Below are 19,043 nucleotides of genomic sequence, written 5' to 3'. Positions count from 1 at the left end.
ATTCGGGATTTAAAATAAGGAGTGTTAAATGCGATTTTTTCAAGCTTGCTTATTGTGCTTAGCACTGTTTGTGCAATATAGATTATGGTTTGGTCATAATGGCGTACAAGACTACACGCGATTAAAAGGTGCTGTCGCATCACACCAACACACTAACGAAAAGCTTATTAAACGAAATAAAGTGCTTACAGCTGATATAGAAGATTTAAAGCTTGGCCAAGAAGGTATTGAAGAGCGTGCACGCAACGAATTGGGAATGATTAAACCGGACGAAACATTTATTCGTGTTTTACCGGGCAAACAATATGACAAATAAACAGACTATTGCAGCAATTGTACCTGCTGCAGGTGTTGGCAGTAGAATGCAGCACAATGCGCCTAAGCAATACATACAATTAGCGGGTAAAACCATTTTAGAACACACCTTAGCTAAACTTTCTCAATTACCTAAATTAAGCACTATTGTTGTTGCTCTTAGCGACAGCGACCCCTATTTTGACGAACTTTCATTCGCTGATAAGCGCATTGTTCGCGCCAGTGGCGGAAATGAACGTGCCGATTCAGTGCTCAATAGCTTACTTTTTAGCGCCCAATCCTCCAGCATGGGTGCTGGTACATGATGCTGCACGCCCGTTAGTTAATATTAGTGATATAGAACGCTTAATTGATGAATGCATGTGTGCTGACGAAGGTGGTATTTTAGCTAGCAAAGTAAAAGACACCATAAAACGTGGCCACACACATGCCCTACAAACTGTGCCACGAGACGATTTATGGCAAGCACTTACCCCACAATTTTTTAAATATGACGAGCTTAAAAATGCACTTCAAAACGCATTAGCAAGTGGGGCAACTATTACCGATGAAGCCAGTGCTATTGAATGGGCGGGCAAACCGGTAAAGCTTGTGGCAGGGCGCAGCGACAATATTAAAATAACCACACCAGAGGATTTAGATTTGGCTGGGTTTTTATTACATAAACAACAAAACGAGAGTGCATCATGATACGAATTGGCCATGGTTTTGACGTACATAAATTTGGCGGCGAAGGCCCGTTAACTATTTGTGGTGAAAAAATTGATTACCCACAGGGCTTTTTAGCGCACTCCGATGGCGATGTTGCTATTCATGCATTATGTGATGCTATTTTAGGCTCCCTTGCTATGGGTGATATTGGTAAGCACTTTCCCGATACAGCTAGTGAGTATGAAAATATCGACAGTCGTATTTTACTTCGCCATGTGGTGGGCTTAGCTAAAGAGCAAGGTTACGTACTTGGCAATGGCGATGTGACTATTGTTGCGCAAGCGCCAAAAATGCTGCCACATATTCAAGCTATGCGTGCTAATTTAGCCAGTGATTTAAATTGTGACCTTTGCCAAATTAACGTTAAAGCCACTACCACCGAAAAGCTAGGCTTTGAAGGGCGCAAAGAAGGTATTTCGAGCCATGCGGTGGTTATTATGAGTAAAGAGCTTGCGAGTACAAAAAACGCATGAGCGATTTAAATTATTTATACGGTGCACCGCTTTCTAAAGCTGATTTTAAAACCACTGCTGAAGACTTTATGGTTGATGAAGACTTAGGTATAGAATTTACCGGCAGTGGCGAACACGTGTGTTTGCAGGTGGTTAAAAAAGGCGAAAACACGCAATACGTTGCAAAGCTAATTGCGCAGCGTGCGGGTGTTTCACCGCGAGACGTAAGTTACGCAGGCATGAAAGATCGCCACGGTGTGTGCTCGCAGTGGTTTAGTGTAAAAGTACCGATTAAAAAGCCTATCGATTTTAGCGACTTGAATAGCGAGAGTATTTTTATTGTGTCGCAACAGCGCCACGACCGTAAGTTACGTACGGGCTGCCACAAAGGTAATAAATTTACTATTACGCTTCGTAATGTAACCAAGCCTCTTGATATTCTATGCCGTATTAACGCAGTACGCGCAGGCGTGCCTAATTACTTTGGCGAGCAGCGCTTTGGTCATGGTGGTCATAACTTAGTTATGGCTGAAAAAATGTTTGCCGGTGAGCGTATTCGCGATAAAAAGTTGCGCGGTATTATTATTTCAGCAGCACGATCGCATGTATTTAATCAGTTAGTGAGCCTGCGTGTAAAAGAGCATGGTTTAGCTAAAACAATGCACCGTGAAGTATTTATGCTCAGCGGCAGTAATGCATTTTTTGAAGATGCGATTAACGATGAAAACATTGAGCGATTAGCCACTGGCGATATTATGATGTCGGCACCTATGGTGGGTAAAAGTGAAAAAGGCTTAACCGAGCAAGAAAAAGTATGGCTTGCACCTTACCAAGCATGGTGCGATGGCTTGGGTGAACTCGGCCTTAAAAATGAGCGCAGAATGCTGCGTTTAATTCCGCAAAACTTAACGGTTGAGACCATAGATGAAACGAGTTTAAAGCTGAGTTTTGGTTTGCCTAAAGGGTGTTTTGCAACCGCATTATTACGCGAGCTGGTGGATTATACAGATGCAAGCCCACGAGAGCGCAAAGAAAAGGATAATGGCATAAATGAAGATACTGTTAAGTAACGATGATGGCGTAAATGCCAAAGGCATTGCGGTTTTATATCAGGCGCTTATACAAATTGCAGAGGTAACTCTTGTTGCGCCCGATCGTAACTGCAGTGGCGCGAGTAATTCTTTAACATTAATGAACCCGCTACGAGCGACGACACTCGAAAATGGTTTTATGTCGGTTAATGGCACGCCTACAGATTGTGTACATTTAGGTGTAAATCAGCTGGTTGATGAAAAACCAGATCTAGTTGTTGCTGGTATTAATCATGGTGCCAACTTAGGTGACGACACGCTGTATTCTGGCACAGTGGCTGCCGCGACTGAAGGACGTCATTTGGGCTTACCTGCAATTGCGGTATCGCTTTGCTCACATAAAGGCGAGCATTTTGAAACAGCCGCTGCTGTTACCGTAAATATTATTAAGGGCTTGGCTTCGCATCCGCTTCCAAAAGATCAAATAATAAATATTAATGTGCCAGATATTCCACTAAGTGAATTAAAAGGGGTGCAAGTAACACGTTTAGGCGCTCGTCATAAAGCCGAAACCATGACCAAACAAACGGATCCCTGGGGTCGTGATATTTATTGGTATGGATCGCTTGGCACCGAAAGTGATGCAGGTGAAGGCACCGACTTTTACGCAATCAATAATGGCTATGCCTCAGTTACGCCATTAAGTGTTGATATGACCGCTAAAGATAGCTTAGAAGCGGTAGGAGACTGGCTTGCCGATTTGGAGATAAACCGTGCTCGCTAATTATACGCGCAGCGCCAAAGCGTTATCTGATTTACTACAGCGCGAAGGCGTAGAAGATACCCAAGTGCTTAGTGCTATTGCGAATATTCCGCGCCATGTTTTTATTGATGACGTGTTGCAACATAAAGCGTATGAGAATACAGCGTTACCCATCGGGCAGGGGCAAACTATATCGCAGCCTTATATTGTTGCCCGTATGACTGAGCTACTTCGCCTTGCGGGTGTTCGCAATAAAGTACTGGAAATTGGTACTGGGTCTGGTTACCAAACTGCAATTTTAGCTAAAACGTTCACTAAAATTTATTCAGTTGAGCGTATCAAAGCCTTGCAATGGCAAGCTAAACGCCGGTTACATCAACTCGATTTATATAATGTGTCGATGAAGCATGGTGATGGCTGGCAAGGTTGGCAGTCACAAGCGCCGTTTGACGGTATTATAGTGACGGCTGCGGCCTCTAAAGTGCCAAAAGATTTACTTGCTCAATTGGCTGATGGTGGCGTGTTATTAGCCCCTATTGGTGAAAGTGATCAAAAATTAATAATGGTTATTCGCAACGGCGACGATTACACAGAACATGTTATTGCACCAGTTAGGTTTGTACCACTGGTACCTGGCGATATTGAATAGGAATTCATTTTGAAGTTGTTTACTAAGTTATATGATATGGCCCTTGTATGGGCCAAGCATCGCCATGCCGAGCGTTATTTGGCTGCAATGAGCTTTGCTGAGTCTGTTTTTTCCAATCCCACCTGATGTTATGCTTGCGCCTATGTCGCTTGCTCAACCTAAAAAAGCATGGCGCTTTGCAAGTTTTGCCACAATCGCATCGGTTGTTGGCGGAATAATTGGGTATTTACTCGGCTTTTGGTTATTTGAACCCGTTGTTGAGCCATTAATTGCACAAATGCACTGGCAAGAAAAGTTTGATGTCGCATTAAACTGGTTTAAAGATTACGGTGTTTGGGTTGTTTTTTTAGCTGGTTTTTCACCTATACCTTATAAAGTATTTACGATTGGCGCGGGTGTTTTACAAATGGCCTTTTTGCCTTTTTTAATTGCATCTGCCATCGGGCGCGGTGCGCGATTCTTTTTAGTTTCAGCTTTAATGAAGTGGGGCGGAGCTAAGATGGAGCAAAAATTACGTCAATATATTGAAACACTTGGTTGGGGATTAGTAGTATTAATTGCAGTAGCGTACTTTTTGTTGCGTTAAGCTTTATAAAATAACTTTTTTACATAAGGAGCTAAATACAATGAATAAACAATTTATGCGTTATGTTGCTTTATTTATTAGTATTTTGCTTTTTGGCTGCTCGTCTCGTCATGTTCCAGCACCAGTCAGCAGCCTAAATAATAATGTTAACTATTTAGATCATAAAATTAACATTAGTGGTAATAAGTATAAAGTTCAAAAAGGAGATACTTTATATTCAATTGCTTTTAGTGCAGGTCAAGATTTTCGTAAATTAGCAAAAAACAATTCTATTTCATCACCTTATGTAATATATCCTGGGCAAGATATCTCTTTAATACCATTGCAGTCAGAAAATAAAAAGTCGAAAAAACATACGAATTCGAGTAAAAAGTCTAGAAAAAGCATACAAAAAAATAACAAAAAATTAAAGAAAGAGCTTGATCAGCCAAAACAACGAGAGTATGTTCAAAAACAAGCCAGTAACAAAGTTAGTAATAAAAAGTATTTGTCGAGTAGTAAGGTGAAGTGGTTTTGGCCAGCAAAAGGTAAAATTACTAAACGCTTTTCTAATAAGGAAAACGGATACAAAGGCTTACAGATTACTAATAAAAAAGGGGCTTCAGTATTAGCCGCGGCACAAGGAACGGTGGTGTACGCGGGTAACGCACTTCGAGGTTATGGTAGTTTAATCATATTGAAACATAATGATGATTACCTAAGTGCTTATGCACATAACTCGAAATTACTTGTTAAAGAAAAGCAGAAAATTAAGGCTGGACAAAAAATAGCAGAAATTGGTAATTCAGAATCTTCGGTCACCGCACTTCGCTTTGAAATTCGCTACCGAGGGCAAGCTGTCAATCCTGCTAAATACCTACCCTAATTTTAAGGTATTGATAATTGCTCGGGAGAAGGCTTATGGCTAACGCAGCAAAATTTGACAAAAACATCACGAATGATGACAAGTTCGATGATACCACCGTTGAAGAAAACACATCGTTACTTGAAAAAGTAGATGACGAAGATATATTTGCCAAAGAAGAAGTAACAAAAAACCTTGACGCCACTCAGCTTTATCTTGGTGAAATAGGTTTCTCTCCATTACTGAGTGCAGAAGAAGAAGTCTTTTTTGCACGAAAATCACTTAAAGGTTGTGACGCCTCTCGTAAACGCATGATTGAAAGCAATTTACGCTTGGTTGTTAAAATAGCTCGCCGATATAATAACCGTGGACTTGCCTTACTTGATTTAATTGAAGAGGGTAATTTAGGTTTAATCCGCGCTGTTGAAAAATTTGATCCTGAACGTGGCTTTAGATTCTCAACTTACGCGACATGGTGGATACGCCAAACAATTGAACGTGCCATTATGAATCAAACACGTACGATACGTTTGCCTATTCATGTGGTTAAAGAGCTTAATGTTTATTTACGTACCGCTCGTGAATTAACTCAAAAGTTAGATCATGAACCCACTGCTGAAGAAATTGCAGAGAGCTTAGATAGACCCGTTGAAGACGTAACAAAAATGCTACGTCTTAACGAAAAAATAGCCTCTGTTGATATGCCAATCGGCGGCGAAAATGACAGTGTATTATTAGATATTATTCCTGATGAAAAAAGTGCAGGCCCTGAAGGCCAAGTACAAACGAATGATATAAATAAACACATTGTAGATTGGTTAGGTGAGTTAAATCCTAAACAACGCGAAGTGTTAGCACGTCGATTTGGATTACTTGGCTATGAGCCATCTACACTTGAAGATGTAGGCCGAGAAATAGGCTTAACACGTGAACGTGTAAGACAAATTCAGGTAGAAGCATTACGTCGTTTAAAAGACATTTTGCAACAAGAAGGTTTAAGTACAGACAGCTTATTTAATCAGTTTTCGTAGCTAGTTAAATAGTTTAAGAGACTATTATGTGTGTTAAAAAGCCGAAGAATTTATTCTTCGGCTTTTTTATGCTTGTAAATTAGATGACATAAATTACAACAATGCTTTTAGTTTATATAACAAATCGTGTGCTTGGCGTGGCGATAAGTTATCAGGGTCGATTGCGCTTAACTGCTCTTCAACTTCTGAAGGTGTACTTTGTGCAATTTCGTTATTAAAAGTAAAGGCTTGTTGCTCTGTATTTGGTGCAGTAACGCTTTGATGATTTTCGAGTAGCTTAAGTTTTTGCTTTGCTTGTGCAATCACAGCTTTTGGCACACCCGCAAGAGCTGCTACTTGCAAGCCAAAGCTTTTACTTGCTGCGCCATCAAGTACTGTGTGCATAAAGGCGATTGTATCGTTGTGCTCTATTGCATCAAGGTGCACATTTACCAGGCCAGCTGTTTGCTCTGCAAGCTCTGTCAATTCAAAGTAATGCGTAGCAAACAATGTTTTAGCAGATATTTTTGACGCTAAATGATTCGCTGTTGCGTACGCAAGCGAGAGCCCGTCATAGGTACTTGTACCGCGCCCAATTTCATCCATTAATACCAAAGATTGCGCCGTAGCGTTATTTAAAATGGTTGCTGTTTCGGTCATTTCTACCATAAAGGTTGAGCGCCCTGATGCTAAATCATCGCTTGCACCAATACGTGTAAATATACGGTCGATATTACCAATTTTAGCGCTGTCAGCGGGTACATAACTGCCAATGTGAGCCATTAGTACAATGAGTGCTGTTTGGCGCATATAGGTTGATTTACCGCCCATGTTTGGACCGGTAATAATTAACATTTTACGCTGAGAATTTAATTCAACAGGATTAGCAATAAATGGTTCTTTCATTACTTGTTCAACAACAGGGTGACGACCTTGCTTAATGCTTATATTGTCGTTATCGCACAGTTCTGGTTTTGCATAATTGAGTGCAAATGCACGTTCGGCCAGATTATTTAATACGTCTAAATCAGCCAGTGCTGCTGCCATCATTTGTAACTGTTCAATATGTGGAGCAATAAATCTAAACAACTCCTCGTATAGCTGCTTTTCAAGCGCTAAGGCTTTTGATTGGCTACCAAGCACTTTATCTTCGTGCTCTTTAAGCTCTGGAATAATGTAGCGCTCGTTATTTTTAAGCGTTTGACGACGAATGTAGTCGGCTGGTACTAAGTGCGCGTTGGCGCGGCTTACTTCAATAAAAAAGCCATGTACGCGGTTGTAACCAATTTTAAGCGTACTAATACCCGTACGTTCTCGTTCTCGCAGTTCTAGTTGATCAAGAACATCGGTTGCACCTTTGCTTAAGTTACGCCATTCATCAAGTTCACTGTTGTAACCCGGGGCAATAACGCCACCATCGCGAATAAGAACCGGTGGGTTTTCTATCACTGCACGTTCTAACAATGCTTTTAAATCAGGGAGTTCAGGCGAGTGCTTGATAATATCTGTTATACGAGGATCATTAGCATCACCTAACAAAGTATGCAGTGGTGCAAGTGCTTGTAGTGCACTGCGCAGACGCGTTAAATCGCGTGGGCGAGCAGTACATAAAGCTAGGCGGGCAATAACACGCTCTACATCACCAATCTCTTTTAATGATTCGTGTAATTCACCGCACAGTTGTACATCTAAAATAGCGCTAATTGCATTTAAGCGAGAATTTAGCTCGTCTTTATTGCGTATAGGTGAATGGATACGGCGCTTAAGTAAACGAGAACCCATTGGCGTTGCTGTTTTATCAAGTACCTGGGCAAGTGTATTTTCAAACCCGCCCGATAGATTAACGGTAAGTTCTAAATTTTTACGTGTTGCGGCATCTAAAATAACTGCGTGCTCGTTGTGCTCAAGCGTAATTGCACGGATATGCGGCAATGCAATACGTTGTGTATCTTTTACGTATTGCATTAGGCAACCTGCAGCAACAAGTGCGCTGTGGGCTTTATCAACACCAAAGCCGACTAAATCTTTAGTACCAAACTGATCGCATAATAAGTGTTGGGCCGTATCTAAGTCGAATTCCCACTCTGGGCGACGACGAGCGCCTTTTATATGCTCAATTAAATGAAAGTTTTCAAAGCTTTCGCTATACAGAAGTTCTGCTGGTGATAGGCGCTGAATAGTTGAGCTAAAGGCTTCGTCGGTGTTTACTTCAACTATGTTGAAACGACCTGAATTAATATCAAGGTAGGCAATACCGTATAAGCCTTTTTACTTTGCCAAACACTGGTAAGGAGGTTGTCTTGTCGTTCTTGTAAAAGCGCTTCGTCAGAAATTGTACCGGGTGTAACTATACGTACAACTTTACGATCAACGGGACCTTTACTGGTTGCAGGGTCGCCAACTTGTTCGCAAATAGCGACTGATTCGCCCATTTGGACTAGGCGTGCTAAGTAGTTTTCTACTGCATGATAAGGTACGCCCGCCATAGGGATAGGATCGCCACCGGCTTTACCGCGATGTGTTTGCGAAATATCGAGTAATTGAGCGGCGCGTTTAGCGTCATCAAAAAAGAGTTCGTAAAAATCGCCCATACGATAAAACAATAAAATATCGCGATGCTCTGATTTTATTTTTAGATACTGCTGCATCATAGGGGTTTGTTGTTTTATAGTGTGTGGTGCATAAAGATCAAACGACATGTATTTACCCAAAGGCTGAATATGGAATTACATCAAGAGATTAAAACACTTGCTGCGCAATTAGGCGCTATTTTAACGGATAAATGCTTATGGATCACTAGTGCTGAGTCATGTACTGGTGGCGGAGTGAGTTATGCCCTTACCGATACCCCTGGGAGCTCGGCTTATATTGACCGTGCATTTGTCACTTATAGCAACCAAGCAAAGCAAGACTTATTAAATGTAAGTGCAAGTACATTAGCAAAGTATGGTGCTGTAAGCGAACAAACAGTGCGAGAAATGGCAGTAGGTGCTATTAAAGCAACAAACGCTAATATTGCGATAGCTGTATCGGGCATTGCCGGGCCTGGTGGTGCAACTGAAGGTAAACCTGTTGGACTTGTGTGGTTTGGCATACAAATTAATGATAAGTTGCTTACATTTAAACAAGTATTTATTGGTGATAGAGCTCAGGTTAGGTTACAAGCTATTGTATTTGCATTAAAAAATGCAATAGATGAGATAAAATAAAAAATTAGCTTGATACTGTGATTTCATACAGTATACTTGGTTCCATTAGCTGGATTTGGAGAACAAAATGAACGATAACAAACAAAAAGCGTTAGACGCAGCACTATCACAAATTGAACGTCAATTTGGTAAAGGCTCAATTATGAAATTGGGTGATAACAAAGCGTTAAACATTGAATCTGTATCTACAGGCTCATTAGGTATTGATATTGCCTTAGGCATAGGTGGTTTACCTATGGGACGTATTGTTGAAGTGTACGGTCCTGAATCATCTGGTAAAACAACGCTTACTTTACAAGTTATCGCAGAAGCTCAAAAAGAAGGCAAAACATGTGCCTTTATCGATGCTGAGCATGCTCTAGATCCAATTTATGCACAAAAACTTGGTGTTAACATTGACGATCTTTTTGTATCGCAACCAGATACAGGTGAGCAAGCGCTAGAGATTTGTGACATGTTAGTACGTTCAAGCGCGGTAGACGTTGTTATTATTGACTCGGTTGCTGCACTTACACCAAAAGCTGAGATTGAAGGCGACATGGGCGACTCGCACATGGGCCTACAAGCACGTTTAATGTCACAAGCATTACGTAAGCTTACTGGTAATATTAAACGCTCTAACACGTTATGTATTTTCATTAACCAAATTCGTATGAAAATTGGTGTTATGTTTGGTAACCCAGAAACAACAACGGGTGGTAATGCACTTAAGTTTTACGCATCGGTACGTATTGATATTCGTCGTATTGGTTCTGTAAAAGAAGGCGATGAAGTTGTTGGTAACGAAACTCGCGTTAAAATTGTTAAAAACAAAGTAGCGCCGCCATTTAAACAAGCTGAATTTATCATCATGTACGGTGAAGGTATTTCTAAGCAAGGCGAGTTAATTGACTTAGGTGTTAAGCACAAAATTGTTGAAAAAGCAGGTGCTTGGTATAGTTACTGTGGCAACAAAGTAGGCCAAGGTAAATCTAACTCAATTAAATTTTTGAAAGAAAATCCAGAAATTGCAGATGAGATTGAAGGTAAGTTACGCGAAATGCTTTTACTAAAAGCAACTATTGAACCAGAAGATGGTGAAGATAAGTTAGGCGACGACGCAGACCTTTAAGCTGTATCAAAATGAGTTTCTAAGCTTGATTTGACCCGAGCTTTAAAAAAGCGCTAACCAGTAATGGTTGGCGCTTTTTATTATTAAAAACTTAAAGTAGATAAGATAAAAACGACACATAGAAACGTGTTGTTTGTAATTTAACCTATAAAATCTACGGTTAAATCGCGCATGAGTAGGCACTGCATTAGTAATTACTATACTAAATGAAGAGCAGAGCGATCATACGCTATACGTTTTAATCAGATAAAAGCATTCTTTAGGGCGTGTTGATCTTTGTGGATTGAAATTTGTTCAATCTAGGGGCGGTTAAATCGCGGCGTGAGATTTGTAACCTAGTGGACTAAGTAAAAATCGAGCAACAAAGAGTTAATCGTCCCTAGAAAGAATCCAAAGGGCAGCGCATATTTGGTATTTATGCTGCGTTATCGCCTATTTATGGGGAATAACCACACTATATAGGCTCTGCCTTGCCTAAAAACCAAATATGCTGCTGCAAATTCAACCACCAAAGATAAACACGCCCTAATAGTTAAAGAATGCGACCTAATTAAAATAGAACTTTAGAAGCGATAAGTTAAGCTAACTTTTCCGCTAATAGGGGAGCCATAAAAACCAACATTGGCTAAGCTAGTAATATGTTTTTCATCTGTGATGTTATCAATGTTAGCTTGAATTGATAAGTCTTCGCTCGCATCCCATCGAGCAAATGCGTTCATAAGTAAATAAGAATCCTGCTTAACATTACTGGCTATATTTTCTGTTTTTGATTGCCATTTTCCGGCTAAACCAAACTGAAACTCAGGTAGTTGAGGCAGCGTATAATCCAATGAAAAATTAACAACATTTTCAGGCTCCCATTCGTGAGAACTATCGCCTGCGTCATCATTTATATCTAAGTATGTATATGCAAATACAGCATTTAGATCATCAGTTATATGTCCGGTTAATTCTAATTCAAAGCCTTGGGTATCTTGATCAGCTCCTTTATAGTAAGTAAATCCAGATGCGTTTAGCCCTGCATAAGTTGCAATATTATCTTGTTTGGCACTAAATACTGCAAAGGTTGCAAGTAGTTGATCATCAAACCATTGAGTTTTCACTCCAACTTCGTAATTAACACCTTTGCTTGGATCTAAAAAGTTACCATCGTAATCGTACTGCTCTTGTGGCTGATAAATATCGGAATAGCTCACATATACATTAACATCATCATTAATTGCATACGTTGTTGCAAGGTAAGGGCTTATCTCACTTTCATCATTATCTATATCAACGCCTTGGCTAAAGCCTGTACGCTCATAATCGATAGCGTTAAAGCCCGCAATAACAAATAAGTCACTTGTTAGGTTTAATTTAGTAGAACCAAAAAACGCTTCAAAGTAACATCAATATCAGCATACTTGGTTTGTTCACCCCAAATAGGTTCAGCTATCGCATCTAATGCGTATGGAAAAGCAGGCGCCAAGCCATAAGCTTCAGTTGTTGCTGCATCGTAAGAGTTGGTAAAAGAGTAAGATGTGCTTTGCGAAATACTTCCACCAAGCATTAACTCATGTTCTTGACCAAACAAGCTGTACTCACCCTTAGCTGTTATATCAAATAAATCAGCTGAGAATTCTGTATCATATCGTCCTGGAAGACTGACTAAACCTAAATTAGTTTCACTATCAAACATTCCATAAGGGTCATAAAGATAAAGTAATTTGCTTTGATCTTCTGAGTCTTGGTAATTATAAGTTGTTTTAATTTCCCAGTTATTATCAAATACATAAGTATATTCAATAAAAGCAGTGGTATTAAGAGTGTCCCATTTAGTCCATTCTTGAGTTGGGCTCGCACTTACGTCCCACTCTGCTTGTGTACCATCGGCATATGAAAGCGGTAATCCTCCCCACATTGTTCCATCTGTATTTGCATCTTGATGTGAAGCACCAAATGAAAGTGTCGAATTACCAGTAAGTTGCCCATCAACTACAGCAGAGAAGTAAGTACGATCATTTTCTAAACCATCAAGGTATGAATCTGATCCTTCTACAACACCAATAACACGTGCAGCCCAGCTACCAGAATCTGTTAACAAAAATGAATAATCAGCTTGTAAGCGCTTTAAACCATAAGTACCTACAGAAATACCTACTTCACCTTCATTTTCATTTGTTGGGCGCTTTCGAACATAGTTAATAGTGCCCGCAGCATTACCTACACCTGTTAATTGCCCATTAGCACCACGAATAACTTCTATTTTCTCATAACCATAGCTTTCCATAGCACCAGTAACAAGACCCCAATTATTAGGTAGACCAACACCATCAACTTGAGTACTTTTAATATCAAAACCGCGAGAAGTATATCGTGTGCGGTTAGTTTCACCTTGTTCAACAGTAATACCCGTGGCCATTTTCAATGCATCATTAATACTATTTGCTGCAAAGTTTTGAAGTTGCTCTGCGCCAATTACACTAATCGATTGTGGTGTTTCGTTAAGCTCCATTGTTAAACCGGTAGCACCTTTGCTAACGCGATCTTGGCGTACACCTACTATTAATATTTCTTCCATTTTTTCATTATTATTTTCAACTGTATTCTTAGTTGATGTTTCTTGCGCTTGAGCTGAAAAACCCATGGCTAAAACTAAAGAAGAAAGTGCAAAAGTGCGATTGAGTTTCATGTTTTCCCTTAATTAATATTCAATATTATTTGAATTTATATAAATAATTAGGGCATTCTACTAGTTAGAATTAAAAAACTCAAACAAAAACCATTATCATTTACAGGCGCGTTAACATTTTTTTAGGGTAAATTACTTAGTCTGTAAATAATATTATGATTAGGATAAACGATACAGCTTATAAAAATATGCTTTGTTTTTTAACTTAAATTGAATTATTAAAAAAGCGGCCAAGGCCGCTTAAGGAAGTAATTAGATTTTTAGCTATTAAAAAGAGTATTTAACAGAAAATTGTAAACGGTCTAAATCACCATCAACGCCGCTTTCAGTTTCTCGCTCAGCATGCTTTAGTTCAGCGCCAAATGTTAAGCGTTTAACGGGGAGTATAAGATATTTGCGCTGTAGCTTTGGCTTGATTCTGTAGGATCACCAGAGATAGCGAGTAAATCGGTATTGTTATCAGCAGAGAAGAAAGAGTATAAGAACGTTGAACGCCACTGACTGTTCCATTTATGCTGGTAAGCTACAAAACCTGATGTAGAATCAATAGCATCAAGATCATCACCATCAAGAACAGCGCCATGTGCTACGTTTAAGCCTACATAACGGCCTAAACCTTGCCCTTGGGTAAGCATAAATTTAAGGTTGTCTTCACCTAACTTAACCATACCTGATGCGCTAATGCCAAATGATGTTTCATCAGCGTCAATTTCACCGACTTTATAAGTAAGTTGACGTGCTAGTGCTGCAACAACGATGTTACCCCAATCAGCTTTGTGAGTATAACGTGCTGTAAAATCAGGTAGTGATGCATCATCAGTGGCAACACGTGTGCCGCCCGCTGTCGTAATTGTACTTTCTGGATTTTCTAATGAAAAAGACCATGCGCCAGTTGTGTATTTAATTTGAGATTGACGAACAAACACAGTGCCTTCAGCTGGGCCTACAAAGTCGAGTGTTTCTGCAAGAGCACCTACGTTTTGAAAGTTTGACCAAGTTTGACCAAATAACCAACCGTCATAAGTGATGAATGCATGTCTAATGCGTGGTGCGTATGAATTTGAAACGCGCTCGTTTCCACCGGCTGCAGACGCTAAAAAGTCAATTTCAATTTTAGTTTTTACCGTTTTACCGTTATCTAATAACGTGGCTGTACCAAAATTAAAACGAGATTGACGTGCGTGCATATCAAAAACTGCATCAGAGCTATTATCATCGCCAACTGTAAGTGTACTTGGTACGTAAAAATCACGACCAACACTTGTGCCTGCTGGTGCACCGGCTGAATAATCACTCCACATAGAGTCAAGTTTAATGTATCCGCCGTAAGTAAATTCGGTATCACCAACCTTTGCAACAGTTGCTGCGTATGTTGCGCTTGAAAGCGAGCAAAGAACAGCACTTGCTGCGAGTGTTTTTAATGGAGTAAATTTCATTTTGGTGTCCTTTATAGGCTACTTGTTTATTACTTTTTATTCATTTATTTTGTATTACTTGCTAAAGGTATTACTTACGAATAAAAAGTGCTTTTTTGCGTGACTTGTCATTACTAATACACATTCTATTTTTATTTGTTAAATAATAGATTAGTTAAGTTTTAGCAAAATTATTTTATTATTGTACGGCAACACTGTTAAATATGTACGAGATATACTCAATTACCTATTGGTCTATAAGACTAAGGTTTAAGGTATAAGTAGTTTGCATTTACTTACATTTAACATCTTGTATTATTTATGTAAAATAATTAAACCAAGCCAATTATAAACTACAACTGAAGAATTTAAAGGTGTGTACAACTAAGGTCTAATACTTAATAAAGCACTGCTGAGTAATCCTTGATAAGAGCCCAAGGCAAGTAATTTAAATGGAGACTAAGATGTCACAAAGTATCTATCCAGTTCCTGCGCACATTAAAGACGCAACACTCATTGATAAAAATAAATATAATACGCTTTATAAGCAATCTATTGACGATCCAGAAAGTTTTTGGGATGAGCACGGCAAACGCCTCGATTGGTCTACTCCTTACACTAAAGTTAAAAACACCTCATTTGATAAAGGCCATATCAGCATTAAATGGTATGAAGATGGCTACCTTAACGCTTCTTATAACTGTATTGACCGCCACTTAAAGACAAAAGCCGATAAAGTGGCGCTGATTTGGGAAGGTGATGATCCTTCTCAAAGTGAGCACATTACTTATCAAAAACTTCATGATGAAGTGGCTAAATTTGCCAATGGCTTAAAAAAGTTAGGTGTTAAAAAAGGTGACCGTGTAGCTATTTATATGCCAATGACGCCTCAGGCCATTTACGCAATGCAAGCTTGTGCACGAATTGGTGCTATTCACTCTGTTGTATTTGGTGGCTTTTCACCATCAGCGATTGCCGACCGTATTAGGGATTCGGGCGCTAAAGTCGTTATTACTTCTGATGAAGGTCGACGTGCAGGTAATTGCGTACCATTAAAAGCAAACGTTGATGAAGCGGTAGCGCAAGATTCTGTAACCACAATTGAACATGTTATTGTGCACCAATTAACCGGTGGTGAAGTTGATTGGAATAAGCACGATATATGGTGGCACGAGCTAGTTGCTGACTTACCAGCACAGTGTGAGCCAGAACCAATGAATGCTGAAGATCCTTTGTTTATATTGTATACATCAGGTTCTACTGGTCAGCCTAAAGGTGTTGTGCATACCACCGGTGGTTACTTAGTTTACTCATCAATGACACATGAATACGTATTTGATTTAAAAGAAGATGATGTGTATTGGTGTAGTGCCGATGTAGGTTGGATCACAGGCCACAGTTACATAGCGTACGGGCCATTAGTAAACGGTTGTACTCAAGTTGTATTTGAAGGTGTACCTACCTATCCAACAGCTGGGCGTATGGGCGAAGTAGTTGATAAACACGGTGTGACTATTTTATATACCGCTCCTACAGCAATTAGAGCACTAATGGCCAAAGGTGATGAGCCAACAGCTTCGTCAAATCGCGATAGTTTACGTATTTTAGGTTCAGTAGGTGAGCCAATTAATCCAGAAGCGTGGACATGGTATTACGAGAGTATTGGTAAATCTAATTGCCCGATTGTTGATACATGGTGGCAAACAGAAACCGGTGGCATAATGATCACACCACTTCCAGGCGCTACTGATACAAAACCAGGTTCTGCAACACATCCATTTTTTGGTATTGCGCCTGCATTATTTGATGCCGAAGGTAGTACACTCGAAGGTGCTGTAGATGGTAATTTAGTTATTTTAGATAGCTGGCCATCGCAAGCGCGAACTGTTTATGGCGACCATGAACGTTTTGAACAAACTTATTTTAGCGCCTACCCAGGAGTATACTTTACAGGCGATGGTTGTCGTCGTGATGAGGATGGTTATTACTGGATCACAGGTCGCGTGGACGATGTATTAAACGTATCGGGTCATCGCTTAGGGACTGCCGAAATTGAAAGTGCACTTGTATCGCATGAAGCTGTAGCTGAAGCAGCTGTAGTGGGTTACCCGCATGATATTAAAGGCCAAGGTATTTATGTATATATTACGCCTAACGAAGGTGTAGCGGTAAGCGATGAGTTAACCAAAGAGGTACGTAACTGGGTTCGTAAAGAGCTAAGCCCAATAGCATCTCCAGATATGATTCAGTGGTCACCTGGATTGCCAAAAACACGATCAGGTAAGATTATGCGTCGTATTTTACGTAAAATCGCTGCAAATGAGCACCAACAACTCGGTGATACGTCAACGCTTGCGGATCCTTCAGTTGTCGATGAACTAATCGAGAACAGATTAAATCGTTAAATGTGCGTTAAAAACTTGATTACAAGTTGATTCTAAACGTAGTATATCGGCTGTCAGTAAGGGTTTTAAACCTAACTGGCAGCCGAATTTATTAGGAGTGAACCATGAGTCAGTTTTTAATAGCGGACGACCATCCGTTATTTCGTGAAGCACTAAAAGGCGCACTGAGCGCAAAATTTGAAGGTTTAGCCGTTTTTGAATCATCCGATTTTGACAGCACATTGCAAGTGTTAAGCGAGCAAGAGGATCTTGATATATTACTGCTAGACCTTCACATGCCAGGTAATGGTGATTTATATGGCCTTATTCGTATTCGAGAAGAATACCCAAGTTTACCTATAGCCGTTGTTTCGGGTAGTGAAGACGTGAATATCGTTTCAAAAGTAATGGGTTACGGCGCTATGGGTTTTATTCCTAAATCGTCATCGTCTGATGATATTGCCAGTGCAATTAACCAAATACTTGAAGGCGATACATGGCTACCAAAAGAGTTAAAAAACAAAGTAGCTGAAATTGAAGGTGAAGATAGAGAAATAGCAGCGCAAGTTGCCTCATTAACGCCTCAACAATACCGAGTGCTGCAATATCTGCACGAAGGTTTACTTAATAAGCAAATTGCTTATGAACTACACATATCAGAAGCGACAGTAAAAGCACACATTACAGCCATATTTAGAAAACTTGGTGTGTACAATCGTACCCAAGCCGTTTTAATTGCCGCTAAATTAAAGCTCGAACCAATAGAGCAGGCATAATTTACATTTAAAAAGTTATTAGCTTATTTATGAGCAAAAAAATGCCAGCAACAATGCTGGCATTTTTTATATGTAGAATAATTAAGCAGTTGGAATAATGCTAAGAAAACACCACGGTTTTATTACCATTAATAAATAGCTTATGTTCTGAGGCAAGTTGAAGTGCTTTACAAAAGACAGTCTTTTCAACATCTTTGCCCATTTTAGCCATCATTTCAGCGGTATTCGCATGTGTAACGCTGGTTACATCTTGCAAAATAATAGGACCTTCATCAAGCTCATTATTAACAAAGTGAGCGGTAGCACCAATAATTTTTACGCCACGCTCAAATGCTTGATGATAAGGTTTAGCACCTATAAATGCTGGCAAAAATGAGTGATGAATATTAATTATTTTACCTTCAAATCGACCCACAAATTCAGGACTTAAAATACGCATGTATTTGGCAAGGCCAATAATGTCAGGGTTGTAGCTGGCAATTAAATCGCCTACCTTTTCATCATGCTCGCTACGGGTTAACCCTTCGTGCGATACAACATGAAATGGCACACCAAACCCTTTAGCTAGCGGCTCTAAATCAGCATAGTTAGCAATTACAGCGAGTACTTCAATATTAAGAGTTTGTTCAAATTGCTTTAACAGCATACCACCTAAACAATGAGCTTCTTTAGTTGCCAATAAAACTACTTTAGTTTTTGCGCCGCAATGTAGCGCAAGTTTAGCCCCATCTGGCAACAATGCGCGTAGTTGATCTAAAAAGTCGCTTTGTGGCTCGCCTGTAAGCTCTGTACGCATAAAAAATCGCTGCGCGTCTTTATCTACAAATTCGTTGTTACGCGTAATGTTTAAATTATTTTTATGGCAAAGCCCTGTGATTTTAGCTATTAAGCCTACATCATCAGCACATTGGGTGGTTAGTATATAGCTCATTGTCCTCATTCTTACCCTGTAATTAATCCTTTCATTATTTGTGTTTTGGCACATAAAGCAAGGGCTTTGTGAACTAATCCAATATTAATCATGTTGTTGAGTGCAAAAGAGGTAATAAAGTTAAAAAGTATTGAATAGAGGGTAAAAAAATGCCACCTAAGTTACCAAGGTGGCATTAATAAAAA

General features: G+C 39.7%; 12 protein-coding genes and 5 pseudogenes. 13 read left to right on the top strand and 4 right to left on the bottom strand.

Features of this window, described 5'->3' with window-relative positions:
* The first annotated feature begins 28 nt into the window (after positions 1-28).
* The 9 genes and pseudogenes from ftsB (at position 29) to rpoS (ending at position 6,382) form a co-directional block, all read left to right on the top strand.
* On the top strand, positions 29-316 hold the full coding sequence (gene ftsB, locus P4S65_RS17670) for a cell division protein FtsB (protein WP_007376067.1): 288 nt from the start codon (positions 29-31) through the stop codon (positions 314-316).
* Positions 306-1,005 (top strand): annotated as a pseudogene (gene ispD / locus P4S65_RS17665) (2-C-methyl-D-erythritol 4-phosphate cytidylyltransferase). Before ftsB ends, ispD begins: the two are co-directional and overlap by 11 nt.
* Positions 1,002-1,499 carry a 2-C-methyl-D-erythritol 2,4-cyclodiphosphate synthase gene (gene ispF, locus P4S65_RS17660; RefSeq protein WP_007376069.1) on the top strand — a complete coding sequence of 166 codons (498 nt, stop codon included), beginning with the start codon at positions 1,002-1,004 and terminating at the stop codon, positions 1,497-1,499. The pseudogene ispD and the gene ispF overlap by 4 nt, the downstream one beginning before the upstream one ends.
* Positions 1,496-2,548 (top strand): tRNA pseudouridine(13) synthase TruD, encoded by a 1,053-nt coding sequence (gene truD, locus P4S65_RS17655; protein ID WP_007376070.1) that lies wholly within the window; start codon positions 1,496-1,498, stop codon positions 2,546-2,548. The genes ispF and truD overlap by 4 nt, the downstream gene beginning before the upstream one ends.
* Entirely contained in the window at positions 2,529-3,293 is a 765-nt protein-coding gene (surE, locus tag P4S65_RS17650; RefSeq protein ID WP_007376071.1) for a 5'/3'-nucleotidase SurE, read from the top strand. The genes truD and surE overlap by 20 nt, the downstream gene beginning before the upstream one ends.
* A complete protein-coding gene (locus tag P4S65_RS17645; protein WP_033028946.1) occupies positions 3,283-3,921 on the top strand; it encodes a protein-L-isoaspartate(D-aspartate) O-methyltransferase in 639 nt (212 codons plus the stop codon). Before surE ends, P4S65_RS17645 begins: the two co-directional genes overlap by 11 nt.
* Positions 3,922-3,930: 9 nt before the next feature.
* Positions 3,931-4,507 (top strand): annotated as a pseudogene (locus P4S65_RS17640) (YqaA family protein).
* Between the two features lie 40 nt (positions 4,508-4,547).
* Entirely contained in the window at positions 4,548-5,372 is an 825-nt protein-coding gene (locus P4S65_RS17635; RefSeq protein WP_337120688.1) for a peptidoglycan DD-metalloendopeptidase family protein, read from the top strand.
* 35 nt (positions 5,373-5,407) lie between these two features.
* Positions 5,408-6,382, top strand: a complete 975-nt coding sequence (rpoS, locus tag P4S65_RS17630) for an RNA polymerase sigma factor RpoS (RefSeq protein ID WP_007376075.1) — start codon at positions 5,408-5,410, stop codon at positions 6,380-6,382.
* Positions 6,383-6,475: 93 nt separating this feature from the next.
* Here rpoS and mutS read toward each other — a convergent pair.
* Positions 6,476-9,060, bottom strand: a pseudogene (gene mutS, locus P4S65_RS17625) (DNA mismatch repair protein MutS).
* Positions 9,061-9,081: 21 nt separating this feature from the next.
* Between mutS and P4S65_RS17620 the strand changes: the two are divergent.
* Positions 9,082-9,570: a CinA family protein gene (locus P4S65_RS17620; protein ID WP_337120687.1), complete on the top strand. Its 489-nt coding sequence runs from the start codon at positions 9,082-9,084 to the stop codon at positions 9,568-9,570.
* A gap of 67 nt (positions 9,571-9,637) precedes the next feature.
* The gene (gene recA / locus P4S65_RS17615) at positions 9,638-10,681 is read left to right on the top strand and encodes a recombinase RecA (protein ID WP_007376078.1); all 1,044 of its coding nucleotides are present in this window, start codon (positions 9,638-9,640) and stop codon (positions 10,679-10,681) included.
* Between the two features lie 563 nt (positions 10,682-11,244).
* On the opposite strand, the pseudogene P4S65_RS17610 reads toward recA, so the two are convergent.
* Together P4S65_RS17610 and P4S65_RS17605 are read right to left on the bottom strand one after the other, a co-directional pair.
* A pseudogene (locus P4S65_RS17610) lies at positions 11,245-13,352 on the bottom strand (TonB-dependent siderophore receptor).
* 267 nt (positions 13,353-13,619) lie between these two features.
* Positions 13,620-14,788, bottom strand: a pseudogene (locus tag P4S65_RS17605) (DcaP family trimeric outer membrane transporter).
* 443 nt (positions 14,789-15,231) lie between these two features.
* On the opposite strand from P4S65_RS17605, the gene acs reads away from it, so the two are divergent.
* Positions 15,232-17,172 carry an acetate--CoA ligase gene (gene acs, locus P4S65_RS17600; protein ID WP_096793580.1) on the top strand — a complete coding sequence of 647 codons (1,941 nt, stop codon included), beginning with the start codon at positions 15,232-15,234 and terminating at the stop codon, positions 17,170-17,172.
* A 104-nt stretch (positions 17,173-17,276) separates the two neighbouring features.
* On the top strand, positions 17,277-17,927 hold the full coding sequence (locus tag P4S65_RS17595) for a response regulator transcription factor (protein ID WP_007376082.1): 651 nt from the start codon (positions 17,277-17,279) through the stop codon (positions 17,925-17,927).
* A gap of 100 nt (positions 17,928-18,027) precedes the next feature.
* On the opposite strand, the gene purU is transcribed toward P4S65_RS17595, so the two are convergent.
* Positions 18,028-18,858: a formyltetrahydrofolate deformylase gene (gene purU / locus P4S65_RS17590; RefSeq protein ID WP_007376083.1), complete on the bottom strand. Its 831-nt coding sequence runs from the start codon at positions 18,856-18,858 to the stop codon at positions 18,028-18,030.
* Positions 18,859-19,043 lie beyond the last annotated feature (185 nt).

The organism is Pseudoalteromonas sp. B131b (assembly GCF_037162545.1).
Classification (GTDB): domain Bacteria; phylum Pseudomonadota; class Gammaproteobacteria; order Enterobacterales; family Alteromonadaceae; genus Pseudoalteromonas; species Pseudoalteromonas fuliginea.
Note: the sequence above shows the minus strand (reverse complement) of the source record. Positions and strands in the feature narration are given on the sequence as shown.